The organism is Albibacterium sp., assembly GCF_035514885.1.
Classification (GTDB): Bacteria; Bacteroidota; Bacteroidia; order Sphingobacteriales; family Sphingobacteriaceae; genus Albibacterium.
On the sequence record NZ_DATJCH010000022.1, the window covers coordinates 59,888 to 79,540 of the forward strand.

The following is a 19,653-nucleotide window of genomic DNA, read 5'->3' on the forward strand; positions in this document are numbered from 1 at the left end:
CTTGCTATACATCCAAGAAGTATTTCTACGCTATTCCTGTGGTATATCATCGCTTTTTTTAAACAAATAGCACTGATATACCACAGGAATAGTGGAACAATTCTTCAACAACCTAAAAGAAGGTCAACTAATCTTTCCTACCTCATCAAAATGTAAATATTTTTAATTTTTTTCTCAATGTATTTTAAAGACTATAAAATCCATAGTTATTATCAGTAAATTGCATAATAATCATCAAAAACTTTCATGCAAATTTCTCTTGATGTTATTTATCAAGACCTACATTTGATCAATCAAACAGAATGGAAATACGATATCTTAGATTAATAAAAGCTATAGTTGAAGAAGGAAGCATAACTAGAGCGATGGATGTTCTCCATTTATCACAAAGTGCCCTGAGCTACCAACTTAAAGAAGCTGAGCTACAAGTTGGAACATTAGTTTTCTATAGGAGGAATAAAAAGCTCATTCTTACTCCCGTCGGAAAAAAACTATATGCTGTTGCTAATAAGGTAATTAAGGAATTAGACTCTACCGAATCTGAAATAAAGAAAATGATGAACGGCGAGAATGGCGTCATCAGAATTAGTACAGAATGTTATACTAGCTATCATTGGTTACCCGCAGTTCTTAAAAAATTCAAGAGTGAATTTCCAAATGTAGAAATAGAAATTGTATTTGAAGCAACTCACCGTCCGATAGAAAAACTGATAGAAGGCGAGTTGGATTTAGCGATAACAAGCAATCCAGAACAGATTGATCAGATCGAATTTGTTCAACTATTTTCAGATGAAATGCTAGCGGTAGTTTGCAATAATCACCCTTGGGCAAACAGAGAATATGTAGAGGCGGAAGACTTTCAGGATGTTTCATTGATCATTCACTCTTTACCGTTAGATACCGTTTCTATTTTCAGAACACAGCTAACTCCAAAGGGTATAAAACCAAAAAAACTAATTGTACTGCCTCTTACAGAAGCATCGATAGAATTGGTTAAAGCAAATATGGGAGTTATTGTATTGGCAAACTGGGCCTTACAACCTTATTTAAACGACGAGATTAAAGCAATAAAGATTAATCCCGAAGGCTTCTTCCGGCAGCAGTATATTGCCAGGATACGCGATCGGGACTATCCCGTTTATTTCGATTACTTCATCAAGTTTCTACGTGAAGAAATTAAGTTGGATACCCATACTATCATGAATTAAATGTTTAACCTTAAATAATAAATAAAAATGAGTTTACAAATTGGAGACACTGCTCCTGATTTCAGTGCAACAACAACTAGTGGTGATATTAACTTTCACGAATGGATTGGTAACGGTTGGGCAATTTTATTTTCTCACCCAGCAGATTTCACACCTATTTGTACTACAGAACTTGGTCGTACAGCACAATTAAAAGCTGAATTCGACAAGAGAAAGACCAAAGTAATTTTTGTGAGTGTTAACGATTTAAATTCACACGAAGGCTGGGTAAAAGATATTAATGCTACTCAAAATACTACTGTGAATTTCCCTGTTATTGCAGATCCGGAACGTAAAGTTGCTGAACTATACGGCATGATCCATCCAAATGCATCTACTACTGCGCCCGTAAGATCAGTATTCTTTATAGGCCCTGATAAAAAAGTTAAAGCAACGATTACCTACCCTGCTTCTACCGGCAGAAACTATGCTGAAATTCTACGCGTTTTAGACTCTTTACAATTAACTAGCGAATACAGTGTTGGCACTCCAGTTGATTGGGAAGTTGGACAAGATGTTGTTATTTCTACTGCGATTAAAGACGAAGATATTGCTAAAAATTTTCCAAAAGGTCACCGTGTAGTTAATCCTTATTTACGTTATACTCCTCAACCAAACATCTAATCTATGGACTGGGAAACAGGCTTTAAAAGAGGGCCGTTTTCTGACGAACAAGCTAAAGAATTTAACAAACTATTTTCTGAACTTAATGAAAATCAGTTTCAATGGCTACGCGGATTTTTAACAGGAATAGACCCTCTTCTACAAAATGCGACTTCTTTTACCGAACTAAAACAAGCCGAGTCTGAACTAAAGCAAAAAGAACCTGTTTCAGCTGATCCCGTGTGGATACTTTATGGTACCCACACAGGAAACAGTGAGGGTTTAGCTAAGCAATCAGCCAAGACAATCAGTGATTTAGGGTTTGAAACCAAAGTCGCAGACATGGGTTCTTTTAAAGTAAGAGAACTTAAATCGATCAAGAAACTCCTCGTGATCGTAAGTACACATGGATTGGGAGACCCACCTCCGGAAGCAGAGGAATTCCATGCTTTTCTACATAGCTCGAAAGCTCCTGAACTAAAACATATTGATTACTCCGTATTAGCACTGGGCGATAGTAGCTATACAGAATTTTGCCACGCAGGTATCCAATTTGATGAGATACTTGAAAAATTAGGCGCAAACCGAATCGCTAAACGAGTAGAATGTGATGTCGATTATGAAGATGGACATGCATTATGGCTACAAGAAGTAATTTCTAAGCTAACAGCTGATAATAAAGGAAATATACCGGCTTCTGTAGTTGAAAAAAAACCAGCTGTTAAATCGGAGACAATTTACAATCGTAAAAATCCCTTTCCAGCTACTATTTTAAATAAAATAAATCTTAACGGACGTAATTCTGGTAAAGAGACCATCCACTTAGAATTGGATTTAAAGGGTTCTGAATTGCATTATGAACCGGGCGATGCGCTAGGAATTTATGCAATTAACTCTAAACGATTAATAGATGGGATACTGAATTTGTGCAACCTTTCAGGAGAAGAAAGGGTTAAAACTCATCACGGAGAAAAAAGCCTGTTCGATGCTCTTAGCGACGATTATGAGCTTACTCCGCTTACCAGTGTATCTTTAAAGAACTATGCAGAACTTACCGGAAATGAAAACTTAAAAAAGATAATTTCCGACAATAGTTCAATTGCAGAATACATACATGGCCGCGATATTTACGACCTCCTGCAAGAGGTACCTTATAAGTTGTCTGCCGATAGTTTAATATCTATCTTAAGAAAGAATTCACCCAGAATGTACTCCATTGCCTCTAGCCAAGCAGCTGTTGACGATGAAGTTCATATTGTAGTATCTGTAGTTCGCTATGAAGGCTACGGCAGATACAAAGAGGGATTCTGCTCATCATTCCTATCTGATCGCGTTCATACAGATGATAGAGTGAAGGTCTTTATTGACCCTAATACGCGGTTTAAACTTCCTGCCAATCCAGATTCACCAATCATTATGGTGGGTGCCGGCACAGGTGTAGCGCCTTATCGCTCATTTATGCAAGAACGTGAACTGGCAGAAGCAAATGGTAAATCATGGTTATTCTTTGGTGAAAGAAATTTCACTACCGACTTTCTTTATCAGTCAGAGTGGCTGCAATATATCAAGGATGGAGTTTTAACCAAAGCAGATGTAGCATTCTCTCGTGACCAAGAAAGAAAAATTTATGTGCAGCACAAAATGATGGAAAAGGGTAAAGAACTCTTTAACTGGTTGGAAAACGGTGCCCATTTCTATGTTTGCGGTGATGCGCAACACATGGCTAAAGATGTTGATTTTGCTTTGAAAGATATCATCCAAACACATGGAGGATTATCAAAAGAAAAGGCAGATGAATACATAAAAGCTATGCAACAAGCTAATCGCTACCAAACCGACATCTACTAACAGTGTTAGGCACAAATAATTTAATTATACACATAAAAAATGGAGAATATAATTACCAGCGAAGAGGTTTCGCAGGAAGAACACTTAAAAGGTGGAAGTAATTATTTACGAGGTACCATTATAGAAAGCCTTAACAATACATTAACAGGATCTGTAACACCCGAAGACGCCAAACTTATCAAGTTTCATGGTTCTTATTTACAATTTGACCGGGACTTGGAGAAGGAGCGCAAAAGACAGAAATTAGAACCGCTCTACCAATTTATGACCCGGGTTCGGGCAGCAGGAGGTGTAACAACAGCTGCGCAATGGTTGGTATTGGATAGGCTTGCAGATAAATATGGCAATGGTACTTTAAAGCTTACCACAAGACAATCCTTTCAATTTCACGGTATTCTAAAAAGAAATTTAAAAAGCACTATTCAGGAAGTTAATCAGGCATTGCTTACCACTATTGCTACCTGTGGGGATGTAAACAGGAACGTAATGTGTAATCCAAACCCTTTTCAGTCTTATGTTCACGAAGAGGTATTTGGACTTGCAAAGAAGCTAAGCGATTACTTTCAGCCACATACGAAAGCATATTATGAAATCTGGTTGGATCAAGAACAAGTTGCAGGCACAGAAGATGTAGAGCCATTATATCATAATACCTATCTTCCTCGCAAATTCAAAATAGGATTTGCAACTCCACCACATAACGATATTGATTTCTTTGCCAGCGATCTGGGCTTCATTACTATTGAAGAAAATGGTCAGCTTTTAGGTTTCAATGTTGGGGTTGGCGGAGGTATGGGAAGTACTTTCGGAGATGCAAAGACTTATCCTCGTTTAGCTGACGTGATTGGTTTCATAACCCCAGATAAGGTTCAAGAAGTTGCAGAAACTGTTATCGCGATTCAACGCGATTTCGGAAATCGGCTTAATCGCAAAAATGCCCGTTTGAAATATACAATCGACAACCGGGGGATTGATTGGTTTGTAGATGAGTTGAACTCTAGACTTGGTTATTCATTAGAACCTGTACGGCCTTTCAATTTTACCACGAATGGTGATACCTATGGATGGACTGAAGGTCATAATGGAAAACTATTTTATACCCTTTTCGTTGAACACGGTAGAGTAAAAGACAAAAAAGGTTATACTTTAAAAACTGCAATTCGTGAAATTGCAAAACAGGTTGATTGTGACCTAAGACTTACTGGAAATCAAAACCTGATCATTGGCAATGTGGACAAAAGTGCATTGCTAACAGTAGAAGGCATTCTTAGTGAACATGGTGTATTAAATAATCCACAAAACACTGGTTTACGATTAAACTCCATGGCCTGCGTGGCATTAGGAACCTGTGGATTGGCATTTGCTGAGTCAGAACGTTACTTACCTTCTTTGATTGACAAATTAGACGTAATTATAAGGGAAGTTGGTTTAGAGCAAGAACCTATTAATATCCGTATGACAGGTTGTCCAAACGGTTGTGCGCGTTCTGCATTAGGAGAAATTGGTTTTATCGGTCGAGCGATAGGCACCTATAATTTATACTTAGGTGCAAGCCACAATGGCGATCGTTTAAACACTTTATATAAAGAAATGCTCTCGGAAGAAGAAATACTTCAAGCTATAAAACCTATACTCAAAAGCTATGCTGAAGAAAAGTTAGTTGGCGAACATTTTGGTGATTTTGTTCACCGAAAAAATATTGTTTAGCTATAAGCATTTTGCTCTTTGAAGGCTAATTATTAATAACGTACTTTAGCTGTACAAAAAGCAATTATAAATATGCAATTACTCAAAAGATTGCGTTTACTTAGTACTTTCTATCAGAGTTTTTTTGCTGCTACCTTTCTTATGTCATTGGTATGCGCTTACTTATTCTATTATTATGGAGTGCATGTTCTAAAGATCTTGATTTTATTCAAGGTCTTTACTACGTTAATAGTAGCTGGTTATATCAACAATTATAAACATCCTAATTTTTTATATTTTCTTAACCTAGGTTTATCTAAATCTTTTTTATGGATAAGCACGATGCTTGTTGAGTTTATATTATTTACAATACTTTTACTTCTAACCACCCATATTTAGTGATTAATAAGCTCGAAATAGATAGTGTTCAACTGCAATTTAATTCAAAGACAATATTGTCTGATGTTTACCTTAAATGTGAAACAGGAAAGATAACCGGACTTATTGGAAGAAATGGAACAGGAAAAACAAGCCTAATTAGGATTATCTATGGAACGTTGATACCTAATCATAAATCGATACGACTAAACGAGCAGAATATTCAAACACCATACAAAAGGGAAGAGCTAATAAGTTATCTGCCTCAAAGCAATTATATTCCTAAACAATTACGTTTAAAAAGAATATTTTCAGACTTCGAGCTGGAATATTCTTTCTTCGAGAGCTATTTTACAGACTTTAAAACAAAATATAATAGTACCATAAATCAACTTTCCGGTGGACAAAGACGCTTGGTAGAAAGTTACGTTCTAATAAAATCGAATTCAAAGTTTGTATTATTAGACGAACCTTTCTCACATTTAACTCCATTATTAATTGAAAGCATTAAGGAACTAATTATCGAAGAAAAAGTAAATAAAGGTTTCTTAATAACCGATCACCTATACAATCATATTGTGGGTATCAACGATGATCTATATTTATTAGCCAACCAGAAAACACATCTAGTAAAAAACATGCAAGAAATTGCTTCTTTAGGGTATATTAAAGAAGAATAGCAATTCTATTTTGAATAAAACCATATGGAAAACATTAAAAAAACAATCGCTATTGACATGGATGGTGTTATTGCCGATGTTGAAGCACAATTTATAAGTTGGTACTTACGAGATTATGGGATCGAAATAACAAGAGAGGATTTACAAGGTCGCAATGAAGACAATGCCTTTCCTGAAAAAGGTTTGATCAGAAAATTTGCCCGGACTCAAGGTTTTTTCCTTTCTGTGCCTGTAATGGATGGTGCTGTTGAAGCTCTTAAAACACTGATGGAAAACTATGAGATCTATATCGTATCAGCCGCAATGGAATTCCCATTAAGCCTTTCTGAAAAATTAACTTGGCTAAATAAACATTTCCCTTTTATAAGCTGGAAAAATATCATTTTCTGCGGAAATAAAAATATCATCAATACAGATTATATGATTGATGACCACATAAAGAACCTAGATAACTTTAGCGGCAAAACGATTATGTTTCACGCTTTCCATAATGTTAGCTATAATCATCACACGCGAGCTAATAACTGGGATGAAGTACTATCCTTGCTAAAACAAGATCGCTAAAAATCTTTCAGATTATTCCTCTGATTCGCTGAATATAATATAACTAAATATTATATTTAAACTATCGTCATACGAAAAACAACCATGTAGCGTGAATAATCAGGAAAAATCACTGAACGATGTACATCAAAGTATATCTGTACACGATGCAAAATCAAAATTTAGAAAAGTATTAGGCTTTTTTGGACCTGCCTACCTAATCAGTGTAGGTTATATGGATCCAGGAAATTGGGCTACAGACCTGGCAGGTGGCAGCCAATTTGGTTATACACTAATTTGGGTTTTACTGATGAGTAACATCATGGCGTTGCTACTTCAAAGTCTTTCAGCACGCTTGGGTATTGTATGGGGTAAAGACTTAGCACAATGTAACCGCGAAACCTATCCTCGCGGAATGAATTTCATTCTCTATCTTTTAGCAGAAATTGCAATTGCAGCTTGCGACCTGGCTGAGATACTTGGCATGGCTATCGGGTTAAACCTTCTATTCGGACTTGATTTGCTATGGGGAGTAGGAATAAGTTTTCTAGACACTTTCTTATTGCTTTATCTGCAACGGCTGGGTATGCGTAAAACGGAAATGTTTATTGTTAGTTTAATTTTTCTGATTGGAGCCTGCTTTTTAGTTGAAATGGTCATTGCCAAGCCAGATGTAGGGGCAATCATGCAGGGTTTTATACCCTCCATACCTAATAAAGCAGCTTTGTATATCAGCATAGGTATTATAGGTGCTACTGTAATGCCACACAACCTATATCTGCATTCTGCACTTGTACAAACACGTAAAATTAATCGTGATGAGGCATCAATCCGCAAAGCCTTAAAATATAACTTTTGGGATAGCGCAATTGCTCTCAATCTGGCTTTTTTAATTAATGCTGCTATTCTGATTCTCGCAGCCTCTGCTTTTCATCAAAATGGCATGAATAACATTGCAGACTTAGAAGATGCTCACAAGCTATTGGCTCCTACTTTGGGAAGCGAATGGGCACCACGTCTATTTGCTGTAGCTCTTATATTAGCTGGACAAAGTTCCACGGTTACAGGAACCTTGGCTGGACAAGTAGTAATGGAGGGATATTTACGATTACGAATAAGTCCGGTTCTTAGAAGAATGTTGACGCGCTTATTGGCGATCGTTCCTGCCGTTTTAGTAATTTATATCGCCGGAGATGATCAGGTTGGACCCTTACTTATATTTAGTCAGGTGCTTTTAAGCATGCAACTCGCCTTTGCAGTAATTCCATTGATTCATTTCGTAAGTGATAAAAAAAGGATGGGTGTATTCACTATTTCGCTTCCAGTAAAGGTTATTTCCTGGTTGATTGCCGCCATCATCTCTTTCCTTAATTTTCAGTTATTATACCAAGAAGTTATTGACTGGATAAAGGACATTCATAACTCATGGGCAACTTTTGGTTTACTTATTGGTGCCTTTGGATTGCTTGGTTTATTAATCATGACGATAATCTATCCATTGATGAAAAACAAAAGAAAACCTAATATTGAGGTACACCCTCCTTTCAGTGAATTAAATGAGGTTAAAGTACCCGGACTGCAACGCATAGCTTTAGCATTAGATTATTCCATTTCTGACAAACAAGTGGTAGCGTATGCCCTTATGCTTGCACAAGCGAATGCTCAATTTATTTTAATCCACATTGTAGAAAGTGCAACATCACGAATAATAGGTGAAGATACTGATGACTATGAAAAACGACACGATGAAGAGAGGATGGAAAAGTATCTTAAAATATTTCAGGATAAAGGGTACGAGGCAAAATACTATCTTAGCTACGAAAATAGAGTACGCGCAATCACAAAGATTTGTAAAGAAAATAAAGCTGATATATTAATCGTTGGTAGCCATGGGCATCGAGGAATTAAAGATTTCATATACGGAGAAACCGTAAATAGATTAAGGCATCGAGTAAATATCCCCGTATTTATAGCACAATAATAAATGAAAGACATTCCACAAACAGGCCTATTGCGGTCATTCGGGTTAAAAATGGCTATTATAATTGTAATGAGCTCCATTATCGGCTCAGGGGTCTTTAAGAAGGTTGCCCCTATGGCAGAGGGCTTATACTCTCCCACTTTAGTGATTGTTGCCTGGATTTCTGCTGGCCTAATCGTGCTCTTCGGGATATTGAGTATTGCAGAACTTGGAACTCTATTTCCTGATTCTGGCGGTCCGGTTTCTTGGCTTGAAAAGATATACGGCAAAACAATCTCTTTCTTATATGGCTGGGCATCTTTTACGGTAATTCAAACCGCTGCAATTTCATCTATAGCCTTTGTCTTTGCGGGTGCTATTAACACTTTTATTAGTTTGCCGCATCTATCACCTGAACTTGAATCTATTACTTTCTTTGGCATTATACAGCCTTTTGACAACATTGGAGCCAAATTATTTGCATCTATACTTATTATTTCACTAACAGTTGTAAATATAAAAGGGGCTAAAAAAGGTGGCTATGTAAGTCTAGTTTTCACATTTATCATTACTGTATGCATTGTAATTATTTCTTGCTTGGCACTGAGTAGCAGTATTGGCAGTCTGGAAACCTTTGAAAAAGTATCTGTTCACTATCCGGCTACCGGCTTCACTTTTTTAGGCTTTTTTGGCGCGATGGTTATTGCCATGAGGAATGCCTTTTGGGGATATGAAGGATGGATTACCTTAAGCTTTATTGGCGAGGAACTTGAAAACCCGCGAAGAACATTACCAAGAGCAATGATAATAGGCACCCTGCTTATCATTGCATTATATGCCGTTATTAATTTTAGCTACCTCTATGTAATGCCTATTGATGAAATGATTATGGCAGTAAATGCGGATCAAAATAACATCGCTGCGATTGTAGTAATAAACAAGCTATTTGGGGATGGAGGTGCGTTTATTATTGGTGCAATGATTCTTGTTTCAACATTTGGCTGTACAAATGCTACCATATTAGTTTCATCCAGGATTTATTATGCGATGGCCCAAAATGGACTATTCTTTAAGGGTGCTGCAAAGTGCCATTCAAAAAATAATACTCCTTCCAATGCATTAATTTACCAATGTATTTGGGCGTGTTTATTGGTCTTTTCCGGTTCGTTCGACCTCCTTACAGACTTAATCGTGATTGCCGCATTTGTTTTCTATGGCCTTATTGTATTTGGAGTAATTTTATTGCGTTACAAAGATCGAACTTTACACCGTCCTTATAAAACCTTAGGATACCCTTTTGTCCCGATTATATTTGTAGTTTTCTGCCTGATATTGTTAATCGTTTCTTTCCTTGAGTCACCTAATAAATCTATTATCGGAATTGGGTTGATCTTGTCTGGATTACCTTTTTATTATTACTGGAAGAAAGAAGCAAGAAAACTTATCAAAACTGATGAATCAGGATATTAAATCTTTATTCAAGCTCTGATAATAGATTCCGTAAATCCAATGATTTGGTATACATAACAATTGAACCATCGTGATTATGAGGCCATTCTTCTTTAGGTCTGTCCCAATAAAGCTCTACGCCGTTACCATCCGGGTCATTTAAATAAATCGCTTCCGATACACCATGATCACTTGCTCCCGATAATGGATATTCTGCCTTTATCAATCGGTTCAGAATTGCAGCCAAGTCTTTTCTGGTTGGATACACAATTGCAGTATGATATAATCCTACGTTCTGTAAAGGAGCCGGTCCGGATCCTTTGCTATGCCAAGTATTTAAGCCAATATGATGATGATACCCACCAGCTGAAATAAATGCAGCTTGGTCACCGTACATAGTAATAAGCTCAAAGCCCAATAGATCACGGTAAAAGCCGAGAGACCTATCAATATCAGATACTTTTAAATGTACATGACCAATATGTGTTTGTGCAGGCATTACATAGTCCTGCTCTTTTATAGTTGTCATAATTAATTCTTATTTTTAGTCCATAATACGCCGTTCTTTGAAACGTATCTACCTATTTTACCTTGCTCATACAATCCCTTTAAGAACTCTTCTGCATCACCTTTACTCCTATTTGTTAATAACCCAAATTCCTTTGATGTTAGTGTAGGATAATGGATAAAAACATTTTCAAAATCTATATCGATAGACTGCTTAACAGCTTCTGGATATAATTTTAACAATGCTTGTTCATAGCTTTCATAAGGCTTGGTACCATATACTTTAAACCTATTATCATCTGCATCTGTAAAGAAAACAGTAGGAAAGCCACGCACACCCAACTGGCCAGCCAATGCTAAATCTTGATCGAACAATTCCTTGCCTTTTCCCGCAAAATCAATTTTAAATTGTTCTACATTTAAGCCAACTTGATGGGCTGCAACTTCTAGGTTCTCCCATTTTTCAATGTTCTTCTTTTCCAGAAATACCATCTCTTTTATTCTTCTCAGAAAATCCAGAGCCTTCTCCCCTCCTTGTAGCTGTGCAGCTTTAAAGGCAATAGAAGGTGGATAAGAAGATGATAAAGGATCTTCTATCCAAACATCTCCATCTATAGGCATTTCATAATGGGCCCCGGCTTCTTCCCAATGTACAGCCACATCGTTTGGATTACTAACATCACTTCCGCCATAAGTATTCCATCCTGCAAGCAAGCCTCCCATTCGGTATTCTATATCAAAATACTCACCGTATTCTAACTTCAATTTACGCAATTGAGGTTCTATTCCCCAACATGAAGAACAAATAGGGTCAGTAAAATAAAGAACACGTATTGGTTTTACTTTTGAAGAAATATCAGTCTCTTCAGTTATCGATTGTGTTGTTGGAACTTCACAAATCCCTGTTTCTATATTACAAAACAGAGCATCATTCTTCTCTTTATTCATAATTATCATAGCTAAATACCTTAATATAATTAATGCCTCAAACTCTTAACCTTCTCTGTTATTGTAAAGCCAGCATTTTCAAATATTACTGAAACAAGATCTATTGCTTCCTGGCTGGCACCTGCAACTAAAAGTTCTAATCTCACCGGATTATGGAACAACTGAACAAGCTTTGAATTGGGTAGCATTTGCTGCAATTCCTTTGCCTTATTTAAAGTAGGACTAGTCGTGTTTATGGTTGAAATATAAATCACTACCTTTTGAGTAGCTACAACTCTTATGCGATCTAAAAGTTTTTTCTCAAGTGTTGTATTATCAAAAAGAGCAATAATATCTGCTTCCCAACATCCTTCCTCTGCACAATCTGTAATTGATATATCGGCATTGGGACTTTCACTTTTAATCTGATCTGTTAATTGCTGATATTTATGTCCGTCATTAGATATAAATAGCAATGGATAATTTGCTTCGGCCAATTTTTTCACCAGAACTGTATATAATCCATCTGCAGCATCAATAAATGCGATTGTTTGTTTAACTGCCATCATCTCTATTATTTTATAGTACAAAAGTACGGTGACTTTGTTCCTGATTCGATGACCTAAACCACAAAATGATGTTGATCTATATCACTATTCTTTACGAATGGCCATCTGTCCGCGAATACGACTCAACGTTTCTCGCGAAATACCTATATAAGAAGCAATCATATGCTGTGGAACTCTTTGAAGAATATCTGGAAATGCTTGGATAAGATTATTATACTTTTCTTCAGCTGTTTCACTAAAAGAGCCCATGAGTCGTCTTTGGGTAACGATAAGGTTATTTTGAATTAGAATACGGAAATAGCGTTCTAAAGCAGGAACTCGCTCTAACAATATATCCCAGGAAGGCTTAGTGATTAATAAGAGCTCACAATCCTCCAACGCTTCTATATTATAGTTGGACGGCACACCAGTAAAAAAACTATATAAATCGGCACACCACCACCCCTCTAAAGAAAATTGAAGAACATGTTCTGCACCTTTCTCATCCACTTTAAAAGACCTCAACAATCCCTTTTCTAAAAAGATCGTGTATTTACACACATCACCCTCGCCGAGTATAAATCTTTTTTTACGAAGTTTCTTCGGTTGAAAAAGAGTTTTACAAAACTCGAAATCTTCGTCGCTTATGGAAACAACTTCTGTTATTTTCTGTTGCAGTAATTCAAACATAGTCGGGACAGTGGTCTAATATCTTTCAGTGAAAATATCTAATGAAAAATAAAGATACTGAATTTCCCGATTAAGGAGTATGATTAACCTATCAGATAAAAATTATTTTGTTAGCTCTGTCGACTTCATCCTGACTAATGAAATGACCTTTATTATCATAAATCTGTTCAGTTACTGAAGCTCCCATATTTGTTAATATAGTCGTCGATTCATGCACTCTTTCTAGTGGAATATGTGGATCGAAATCACCACAACTAATGAAAACAGGTGTTTCAGCAAAATTACCTTTGTAGTTTTCCATATAAACTTTATCACCAATCAGACCGCCCGAGAAAGCTACTGCTCCGCCCCATTTTGTAGCGTTCCGTGTAATAAATTCAAGGGTTAAGCAAGCTCCTTGCGAAAAACCAAGAAAGTAAATATTTTCTGTAGTAATACCTTCTTTCATAACCTCCTCAACCACTCCTTTTAATACATCGATTGCAGACGATAACCAAGGTTCATTTTTAGAGGGTGGCATCATAAAAGAATATGGATACCAAGTATTATGCATTGCTTGTGGGGCCAGCAATGCATAGTTTTCTACATGAAGTGATTGGGCAAGTGAAAGTATATCACTAGCATTCCCTCCTCGGCCATGTGTCATTATCAAGGCCTTTTTGGCTTGACTCAAATCTAAGCCTCCATGTACTATCTGTTGTGTATGCATATTTTTTTTATTGATTCAATGAAGGTAATCCTTGTTCAATTTCCAATCTGTAACCTTCATATTGTTTTGGCAGCTTTAAACCACTTCCAAGGTGATCTACAGACTCATCGATTGCAAAACCAGGGTTCTCTGTCGCGATTTCAAATAATACTCCACCCGGCTCCCTGAAATACAGAGAGAAGAAATAATCACGGTCAATTTTTGATGTAATCTGTAAACCTCTGCTAAGAACCTTCTCGCGATAATCCATCAAGACAGCATCATCTTTAACACGAAAAGCTATGTGATGGTTTGTTCCTCCAGCATTAATTCCTGCTACAGCTTGTGGCACCTCCAATATGTCTACAATAGCTGCATTTTCGACCGCATCAGTTATAAAACGATAGCGATTAGACTCTTGCTTAAGGAATTTATAACCAAACACGTCTGTTAATATATCAGCAGTTGGTTGCACATTTCTCAAAGTTAAAGTAACATTATGAAAACCTCTTGTTGCTACAGCTGCTTTTAGATCTTCTGTCTCCCAAGGCTTTCTGCTATCTTCCTTGTTCGGAACTATCAACTCGAGATTTAATCCATCATAATCCTGAAATGGCAAATATAATTCACCAAACCTCTCACCTAACCTTCCTGTTTCTACCTTAAATTCTTTAAAGCGTTCTTCCCAGAATTCCAAACTGCCTTCCGGGACAGCATAACCGATATCAGTGGCCATACCAGCTCCGTTTCTGCCTTGTCTCACCCCTTCCCAAGGAAAGAAAGTAAGAATAGTCCCCGGACTTCCTATTTCATCGCCAAAGTAGAAATGATAGGTCTTAGGATCATCAAAATTGACAGTCTTTTTTACCAATCGTTGACCTAATATTTTGGTATAAAAATCATAATTTCTTTGTGCATTTCCAGCTATTGCTGTGATGTGATGCAATCCTAAAACTCTATCTTCCATTTTTATGCTTGTTTTATTAATTGGATTTCAGCGTTTAATTTAACATCATCGCTAACTACCACACTTCCTGCCTCAGTTACTGCATTCCATGTTAAACCAAATTCTTTACGACTCAATTTACCTGAAATAGTAAAACCAGCCTTAGTTTGCCCATAAGGATCTACAACCGTTCCACCATATTCAATCTTAAATGTAAAAGGCTTTGTAATCCCTCTGATTGTAAGATCTCCTGAAAGTTCACCTTCGTCGCCGTCAACCTTATAACTTTTACCTGAGAATAATATTTGTGCTTCTTCGTCAGTATTAAAGAAATCTGCCGATTTTAAATGCGCATCACGTTGTTCGTTACCGGTATCGATGGAATTGATATCCGCTGAAAATTCTATTTTCTTAGCTGAGTTAAAATCATCTGTTTCAGTTTCTACTTCCAAATCAAATTTTTTAAAATGACCTGTTACAGTAGTAATCATAAGATGTTTCACTTTAAAAGTAACCTCACTGTGTGTTGGGTCAATAGCCCATTTAATGTTTGACATAATTTTTCTGTTTTTATTTGTTAATATATTATTTCTTATACACTACAAATGTAAGGCAGAAAGGTTATCTACTCCAATGACATACATTAAGTAATGCCATTGATATAGATCACAGTATTAAGAGAATAATACTAGACTCCATATAAAAAATCATATTCATAAATCTTACTTTGACTTGACAAGGAATAACTACTTTCGAAGCGCGGAAAAAAGCTTCTTGCCACTTTAAAGGAACGGGTTATGACTTCATCTTAAAAGACGTTGTTGCACGTGGCCGACCACGTTATGATGATATCTGGGTTGCCCGCTCACAGAAAACATCATTAACATTAGAAACAGGTTTAGGTGCCGGACTAATTATACCAAAATCAGATGTTCGCTTTTCCGAAGTTGGAAAAAAATAGTTTAAATGTAGCAGGTTACGGTGTTTCAGTTAAAACCTCTTTACTATTGGTTATCAGCTTTAATGATGGCTAATATGCCATCATTATCTCAAAACGCTCTTCTCATTTTTAATTTGATGTGCCTGTTCAGCAATATCAGGCTGATATTTCAAACCCGGATCAAGAAAATGCATGTGTAAAACTCTGGAGTAGCAGAAGTTGAAAGGCGCCAACAAAATTGTAAAAGTTAATATAACTGCTAAATACAACCAAACATTCTCCGATCCACCTGATAAAACAAAGGTGGCTATCGCGAGAGCAATAACTTCTGCCACATTCAAGGCATAGCTAACGTACATCGCCACATAAAAATAACCAGGGTGACGTTCGTAAAACAGATCACAATACTCGCACCGAATAAACATTTTTTGTTTGAATACTCCCGGTTCAAACATTCTGCCTTTCCGGCATCTTGCACATTTCGCATGTACAAGTGCATACCATTGGCCAACTTCTTCTTTATTTTCCATTATTATAATTTCATTAATTATGAGATCGATCAACTACATTCCTTCTAAATTCTTCTGGCGTAATCCCTACCTGCTTTTTAAAGAACTTAGTAAAATATGAGTTATCATTAAAGTTTAATACATTCGAAATCTCTGTTATACTCATATCCTGATTTACAAGCAACCTCTTTGCTTCAAGAAGAATTCGATTCCTGATTAACTCCCCTGCTTGCAGTCCGGTAACAGTTTTACAAAGTGCATTCAAATGGTTCGGAGTCACAAATAATAGGTCTGCATACTCCTTTGGTAATCGTAATTCAGTATAATGTTTTTCAATAAGCTTCTGAAAATTCCTTAACAAGGTATAGCTTGGTTGCTGAAAGATATCTTTCTTCAGATTCTGTTGTTTTAGCAATAAAAATAACCGCAATAAGATTACCTTCATGATATCCTTTTGCAAAGAATTATCAACACTGCTTTCAGTAATCAAATCTTCAAATAGATCTTGCACCGGCGCTTCTAAATTTTCATTCAGATTAATTACACCATCCTCAGCAATACCATTAAAAAAAGAAAAAGACTCGAGATAATCTGTTCGAAGCAAAAAGGATTGAAAAAACTCTGCGGTAAAATTAACTACATAGCCATCCACATCACCATCAAAATTCCAACTATGCACCTGTCCAGGAATCATAAAGTAAATCTGAAAGGGCTGAATTTTGAACTTATTAAAGTCTATAGAATGAAAACCCGAGCCCTTTGTAAAGAACACCATGTGATAAAAATTATGGCGGTGCGAAGAATGGATATTCTTATGCCTTTTGAGATATGAAGAAAACCTCTCTACCACGATATCCGAATTTCTCATTCCAGATAGTGTACATATTTCAAGTATAGGAATGCTGTGTCTCATTTCTAATACAAAAATACGTTTAACTATGATAACATCATGGTAGTTCTGGCAGTTAGTGTGGTACTATTTACTTTTCATAGCAATTAAGCTGATTTACCAATCCATCCCAGATGTGTATGTTGAAACGAGTCAGGGTATTTTAATCCATATCCAAAAGCTCGATCCATGCTTGAGTGCCCAAATAGGATTATTCCGGAAAGATAAATCCAGTCATTCCCACTTTGCCATCCCGGACAAAGTACAATTAAAGCAAGAGCCAGATGATGGAATAGATTATAAAGAACGGCACCTGTTTGTGGACCTACTAGGTAACCTAACATACTGAGATCAGGTGCTAATATCAGCAACAAAAACCACCACCATGCAAAGTCAGTATGACTGAATAAGAAAATTGAGAAAATAAATAAAGCAATGTATTCTAACTTAATTAAATTGTTCATATTTTGAATTTGAACCTAAAAATAGATATAATATTGAATTCTAATCACTGTTTGACCACTGTACAGCTAAAAACTAAGCATCAAGAATTTACCTAGCTTCTATTTTTTCAAGCAATAAGTTCCATTGTGTGTTAAAAAAGGTGTAATAGTTTAATTATTCTGGTTTTCAGATTTGACAGTAGATATTACTCGTTTTGGACGATCAGCATAGATCCACAAAGCAATCGTTAGTAAGATGGTAAGTATTTGTGCGGTTAAAGATTGCACGGTTGGATAAATTCCTAATGGTTCAAAACGGAGCCAATCACTTACCATGTTCATCCCAATAATACCAGCTTCTTGCAAAGCAGAAAAACCTTTTCCTACTAAAACAATCGCAAGAATTGCCATGGTAAAAGCAGAAATTTTAAAGATCTGTTTAATAGGTATACGTTTTGAATAGTACATCATCAATATTGTAAACGCAATAATAATGATTGTCGAGCTTAATAAAGCCCAACCTATTGGAGAACCGTTGCCTTCCGGAACATCCAGTTTAAGTGCCGTTAAGAAAAGTATAACTTCAAAGACTTCCCGGAATACAACTATGAATGAGAAAATCATTAATCCCCACCAATTCCCAGATTTTGATATCTTATTAATTTTAACTTCAATAAATTCCTTCCATTTTTTAACCTCAGATTTACTATGGAGCCAAGTACCCATATATATGAGAACAAACACAGCAATTAAGGAGCCTACTCCTTCCATCATTTCACGACTGCTACCACTGATTTTCACAAGCTGATCTACAAAAAACCAGCTAATTACACCGATTACAAGTGCGGCTATCCAGCCAAAATGAAGAAATTTTATAGCCTTTTTAATCTTCAGCGGCCGAAGAATACTTAAGATAACTATAATAATAAGCAGTGCTTCTAAGGCTTCTCTTAAAAGTATAGACAAAGCAGCCCAAAAAGTAAAACCAAATGAATAAGAATTATTATCAAGAGCTCCCTGAGCTTTTATAATTAACTCATTTACATCGCTATAGGTTGATCGAACCAATGACTCATCATTACCCTTTAAGGCATTCCGATAAGCTAGCATTGCCTTTTCAATGGTAATAACAATGTCTTTATCAACTGCTTTTAATGTGTTTTCTACAATCTCAACACCCTCAAGGTAAGAACTCAAGGCCAATTGCTGTGCCCGTCTTTTATCGTTATCTAAGTAAGCCTGCAAAGAAGCATTCAGGTTCTTAGAAGCGATGTCAAGTGGCTGAACACGCTCTGGTTCATAATGACGGATTTGACTAAGTGTAATCTCTGGATTCGCTTTCGCCAAGCTAGTTTCCAGTTGCTTATCCGTCCATTTACTAACACTATCCAAGTTAATTCCGGAAGGTAAGTTTGCTAATTTACCGTCAGCTTCTTGATGACTAAGCGACATAATGTAAAAAGAAACATCCCATAATTCTGCTTCTGAAAGTTCCGTAAAAGAACGCATTGCTGTACCCTCTAATCCTAACTTTGCAACATTATAGGCTTGTACGGCTGTAAGATTCTTTAGCGTAGCGGGGTCATGAAAATTAGTAGGTCCGGGATCTAAACTCGCCGCAAGAATACCATCCCCTTTCCCCTGGGTACCATGACAGGATTGACAGTTATCGTTATAAATCATCATTCCCGACTTCAGGTCAGGCCATTGATCGGGTGTTACCTTTATAAGACCCAAGCCTAATATCTTTTCCTTTATATCTCTGGCTTGAATTTCTATTGCATTTTGATCAGCTTTAGTTTGAATCAACGTTTTCAACTTTTCTAATTCCGATCTTAGCTTCTTAAAGGCTGGATTATTAACCTGTGGGTTAAGGTTCTCATGATAGGTAATGCAAGTTTGTGTAAATTCAGAAATCTCTTCAAACTCAGCTTGGTTGATAATTTTACCATCTGCTACCGCACCTTCATAATCTTTTGCAATGTAATCTAACAAAGTCACTAAGGTTCTAGCTTCCTTTTCATTTACACCGGTTTGAGCCGAAGCATTAAAAGGATTAACCAAAAAAAGAATAAAAAGCAAAAGTGCAATTCTAGAGAAGTTCATTTTATAAGAATCTAGCAATTATTCTACGAATAACCACCTGTCTTTTTTGTTGTTAGCAATAAGGCA

General features: G+C 36.5%; 19 protein-coding genes. 8 read left to right on the top strand and 11 right to left on the bottom strand.

The window, feature by feature from the left end:
* Positions 1 to 302: 302 nt before the first annotated feature.
* The 8 genes from VL047_RS10315 to VL047_RS10350 all read left to right on the top strand — a co-directional run bounded on the left by VL047_RS10315 (position 303) and on the right by VL047_RS10350 (position 10,415).
* Positions 303 to 1,208 carry a LysR family transcriptional regulator gene (locus tag VL047_RS10315; protein ID WP_325360290.1) on the top strand — a complete coding sequence of 302 codons (906 nt, stop codon included), beginning with the start codon at positions 303 to 305 and terminating at the stop codon, positions 1,206 to 1,208.
* A gap of 27 nt (positions 1,209 to 1,235) precedes the next feature.
* Positions 1,236 to 1,871 (top strand): peroxiredoxin, encoded by a 636-nt coding sequence (locus VL047_RS10320; protein ID WP_325360292.1) that lies wholly within the window; start codon positions 1,236 to 1,238, stop codon positions 1,869 to 1,871.
* A 3-nt stretch (positions 1,872 to 1,874) separates the two neighbouring features.
* Positions 1,875 to 3,698 carry an assimilatory sulfite reductase (NADPH) flavoprotein subunit gene (locus tag VL047_RS10325; protein WP_325360294.1) on the top strand — a complete coding sequence of 608 codons (1,824 nt, stop codon included), beginning with the start codon at positions 1,875 to 1,877 and terminating at the stop codon, positions 3,696 to 3,698.
* A 39-nt stretch (positions 3,699 to 3,737) separates the two neighbouring features.
* The gene (gene cysI / locus VL047_RS10330; protein ID WP_325360296.1) at positions 3,738 to 5,405 is read left to right on the top strand and encodes an assimilatory sulfite reductase (NADPH) hemoprotein subunit; all 1,668 of its coding nucleotides are present in this window, start codon (positions 3,738 to 3,740) and stop codon (positions 5,403 to 5,405) included.
* 377 nt (positions 5,406 to 5,782) lie between these two features.
* Entirely contained in the window at positions 5,783 to 6,442 is a 660-nt protein-coding gene (locus tag VL047_RS10335) for an ABC transporter ATP-binding protein (protein WP_325360297.1), read from the top strand.
* Positions 6,443 to 6,466: 24 nt separating this feature from the next.
* A complete protein-coding gene (locus VL047_RS10340; protein ID WP_325360299.1) occupies positions 6,467 to 7,006 on the top strand; it encodes a 5' nucleotidase, NT5C type in 540 nt (179 codons plus the stop codon).
* A 91-nt stretch (positions 7,007 to 7,097) separates the two neighbouring features.
* Entirely contained in the window at positions 7,098 to 8,966 is a 1,869-nt protein-coding gene (locus VL047_RS10345) for an Nramp family divalent metal transporter (RefSeq protein ID WP_325360300.1), read from the top strand.
* A gap of 51 nt (positions 8,967 to 9,017) precedes the next feature.
* Positions 9,018 to 10,415, top strand: coding sequence for an APC family permease (locus VL047_RS10350; protein WP_325360302.1), 1,398 nt, complete (start codon positions 9,018 to 9,020; stop codon positions 10,413 to 10,415).
* A gap of 4 nt (positions 10,416 to 10,419) precedes the next feature.
* Here VL047_RS10350 and VL047_RS10355 read toward each other — a convergent pair whose 3' ends face one another.
* From VL047_RS10355 to VL047_RS10405, 11 genes are all read right to left on the bottom strand, one after another.
* Positions 10,420 to 10,923, bottom strand: a complete 504-nt coding sequence (locus tag VL047_RS10355; RefSeq protein WP_325360304.1) for a VOC family protein — start codon at positions 10,921 to 10,923, stop codon at positions 10,420 to 10,422.
* A gap of 2 nt (positions 10,924 to 10,925) precedes the next feature.
* Entirely contained in the window at positions 10,926 to 11,849 is a 924-nt protein-coding gene (locus tag VL047_RS10360; protein WP_325360306.1) for a ClpXP adapter SpxH family protein, read from the bottom strand.
* 29 nt (positions 11,850 to 11,878) lie between these two features.
* A complete protein-coding gene (locus tag VL047_RS10365) occupies positions 11,879 to 12,397 on the bottom strand; it encodes a hypothetical protein (protein ID WP_325360308.1) in 519 nt (172 codons plus the stop codon).
* An 84-nt stretch (positions 12,398 to 12,481) separates the two neighbouring features.
* On the bottom strand, positions 12,482 to 13,066 hold the full coding sequence (locus tag VL047_RS10370; RefSeq protein ID WP_325360310.1) for a Crp/Fnr family transcriptional regulator: 585 nt from the start codon (positions 13,064 to 13,066) through the stop codon (positions 12,482 to 12,484).
* A gap of 91 nt (positions 13,067 to 13,157) precedes the next feature.
* Complete coding sequence (locus VL047_RS10375; protein WP_325360312.1) at positions 13,158 to 13,775, bottom strand: alpha/beta hydrolase; 618 nt, start codon at positions 13,773 to 13,775, stop codon at positions 13,158 to 13,160.
* Between the two features lie 7 nt (positions 13,776 to 13,782).
* Positions 13,783 to 14,721, bottom strand: coding sequence for a ring-cleaving dioxygenase (locus VL047_RS10380; protein WP_325360314.1), 939 nt, complete (start codon positions 14,719 to 14,721; stop codon positions 13,783 to 13,785).
* Between the two features lie 2 nt (positions 14,722 to 14,723).
* Positions 14,724 to 15,257 carry a YceI family protein gene (locus VL047_RS10385; RefSeq protein WP_325360316.1) on the bottom strand — a complete coding sequence of 178 codons (534 nt, stop codon included), beginning with the start codon at positions 15,255 to 15,257 and terminating at the stop codon, positions 14,724 to 14,726.
* 487 nt (positions 15,258 to 15,744) lie between these two features.
* Entirely contained in the window at positions 15,745 to 16,170 is a 426-nt protein-coding gene (locus tag VL047_RS10390; RefSeq protein ID WP_325360318.1) for a DUF983 domain-containing protein, read from the bottom strand.
* 13 nt (positions 16,171 to 16,183) lie between these two features.
* On the bottom strand, positions 16,184 to 17,062 hold the full coding sequence (locus VL047_RS10395) for a helix-turn-helix transcriptional regulator (protein WP_325360320.1): 879 nt from the start codon (positions 17,060 to 17,062) through the stop codon (positions 16,184 to 16,186).
* Between the two features lie 83 nt (positions 17,063 to 17,145).
* On the bottom strand, positions 17,146 to 17,502 hold the full coding sequence (locus tag VL047_RS10400; RefSeq protein ID WP_325360322.1) for a DUF4260 domain-containing protein: 357 nt from the start codon (positions 17,500 to 17,502) through the stop codon (positions 17,146 to 17,148).
* A 150-nt stretch (positions 17,503 to 17,652) separates the two neighbouring features.
* A complete protein-coding gene (locus VL047_RS10405; RefSeq protein ID WP_325360324.1) occupies positions 17,653 to 19,587 on the bottom strand; it encodes an FTR1 family protein in 1,935 nt (644 codons plus the stop codon).
* Positions 19,588 to 19,653 lie beyond the last annotated feature (66 nt).

Excerpts from the sequence above, each read along its gene's own strand:
- VL047_RS10315 (WP_325360290.1), top strand. The coding sequence starts at position 303 with ATGGAAATACGATATCTTAGATTAATAAAAGCTATAGTTGAAGAAGGA.
- VL047_RS10320 (WP_325360292.1), top strand. The coding sequence starts at position 1,236 with ATGAGTTTACAAATTGGAGACACTGCTCCTGATTTCAGTGCAACAACA.
- VL047_RS10325 (WP_325360294.1), top strand. The coding sequence starts at position 1,875 with ATGGACTGGGAAACAGGCTTTAAAAGAGGGCCGTTTTCTGACGAACAA.
- cysI (WP_325360296.1), top strand. The coding sequence starts at position 3,738 with ATGGAGAATATAATTACCAGCGAAGAGGTTTCGCAGGAAGAACACTTA.
- VL047_RS10340 (WP_325360299.1), top strand. The coding sequence starts at position 6,467 with ATGGAAAACATTAAAAAAACAATCGCTATTGACATGGATGGTGTTATT.
- VL047_RS10350 (WP_325360302.1), top strand. The coding sequence starts at position 9,018 with ATGGCTATTATAATTGTAATGAGCTCCATTATCGGCTCAGGGGTCTTT.
- VL047_RS10355 (WP_325360304.1), bottom strand. The coding sequence starts at position 10,923 with ATGACAACTATAAAAGAGCAGGACTATGTAATGCCTGCACAAACACAT.
- VL047_RS10360 (WP_325360306.1), bottom strand. The coding sequence starts at position 11,849 with ATGAATAAAGAGAAGAATGATGCTCTGTTTTGTAATATAGAAACAGGG.
- VL047_RS10365 (WP_325360308.1), bottom strand. The coding sequence starts at position 12,397 with ATGATGGCAGTTAAACAAACAATCGCATTTATTGATGCTGCAGATGGA.
- VL047_RS10370 (WP_325360310.1), bottom strand. The coding sequence starts at position 13,066 with ATGTTTGAATTACTGCAACAGAAAATAACAGAAGTTGTTTCCATAAGC.
- VL047_RS10375 (WP_325360312.1), bottom strand. The coding sequence starts at position 13,775 with ATGCATACACAACAGATAGTACATGGAGGCTTAGATTTGAGTCAAGCC.
- VL047_RS10380 (WP_325360314.1), bottom strand. The coding sequence starts at position 14,721 with ATGGAAGATAGAGTTTTAGGATTGCATCACATCACAGCAATAGCTGGA.
- VL047_RS10385 (WP_325360316.1), bottom strand. The coding sequence starts at position 15,257 with ATGTCAAACATTAAATGGGCTATTGACCCAACACACAGTGAGGTTACT.
- VL047_RS10390 (WP_325360318.1), bottom strand. The coding sequence starts at position 16,170 with ATGGAAAATAAAGAAGAAGTTGGCCAATGGTATGCACTTGTACATGCG.
- VL047_RS10395 (WP_325360320.1), bottom strand. The coding sequence starts at position 17,062 with ATGAGACACAGCATTCCTATACTTGAAATATGTACACTATCTGGAATG.
- VL047_RS10400 (WP_325360322.1), bottom strand. The coding sequence starts at position 17,502 with ATGAACAATTTAATTAAGTTAGAATACATTGCTTTATTTATTTTCTCA.
- VL047_RS10405 (WP_325360324.1), bottom strand. The coding sequence starts at position 19,587 with ATGAACTTCTCTAGAATTGCACTTTTGCTTTTTATTCTTTTTTTGGTT.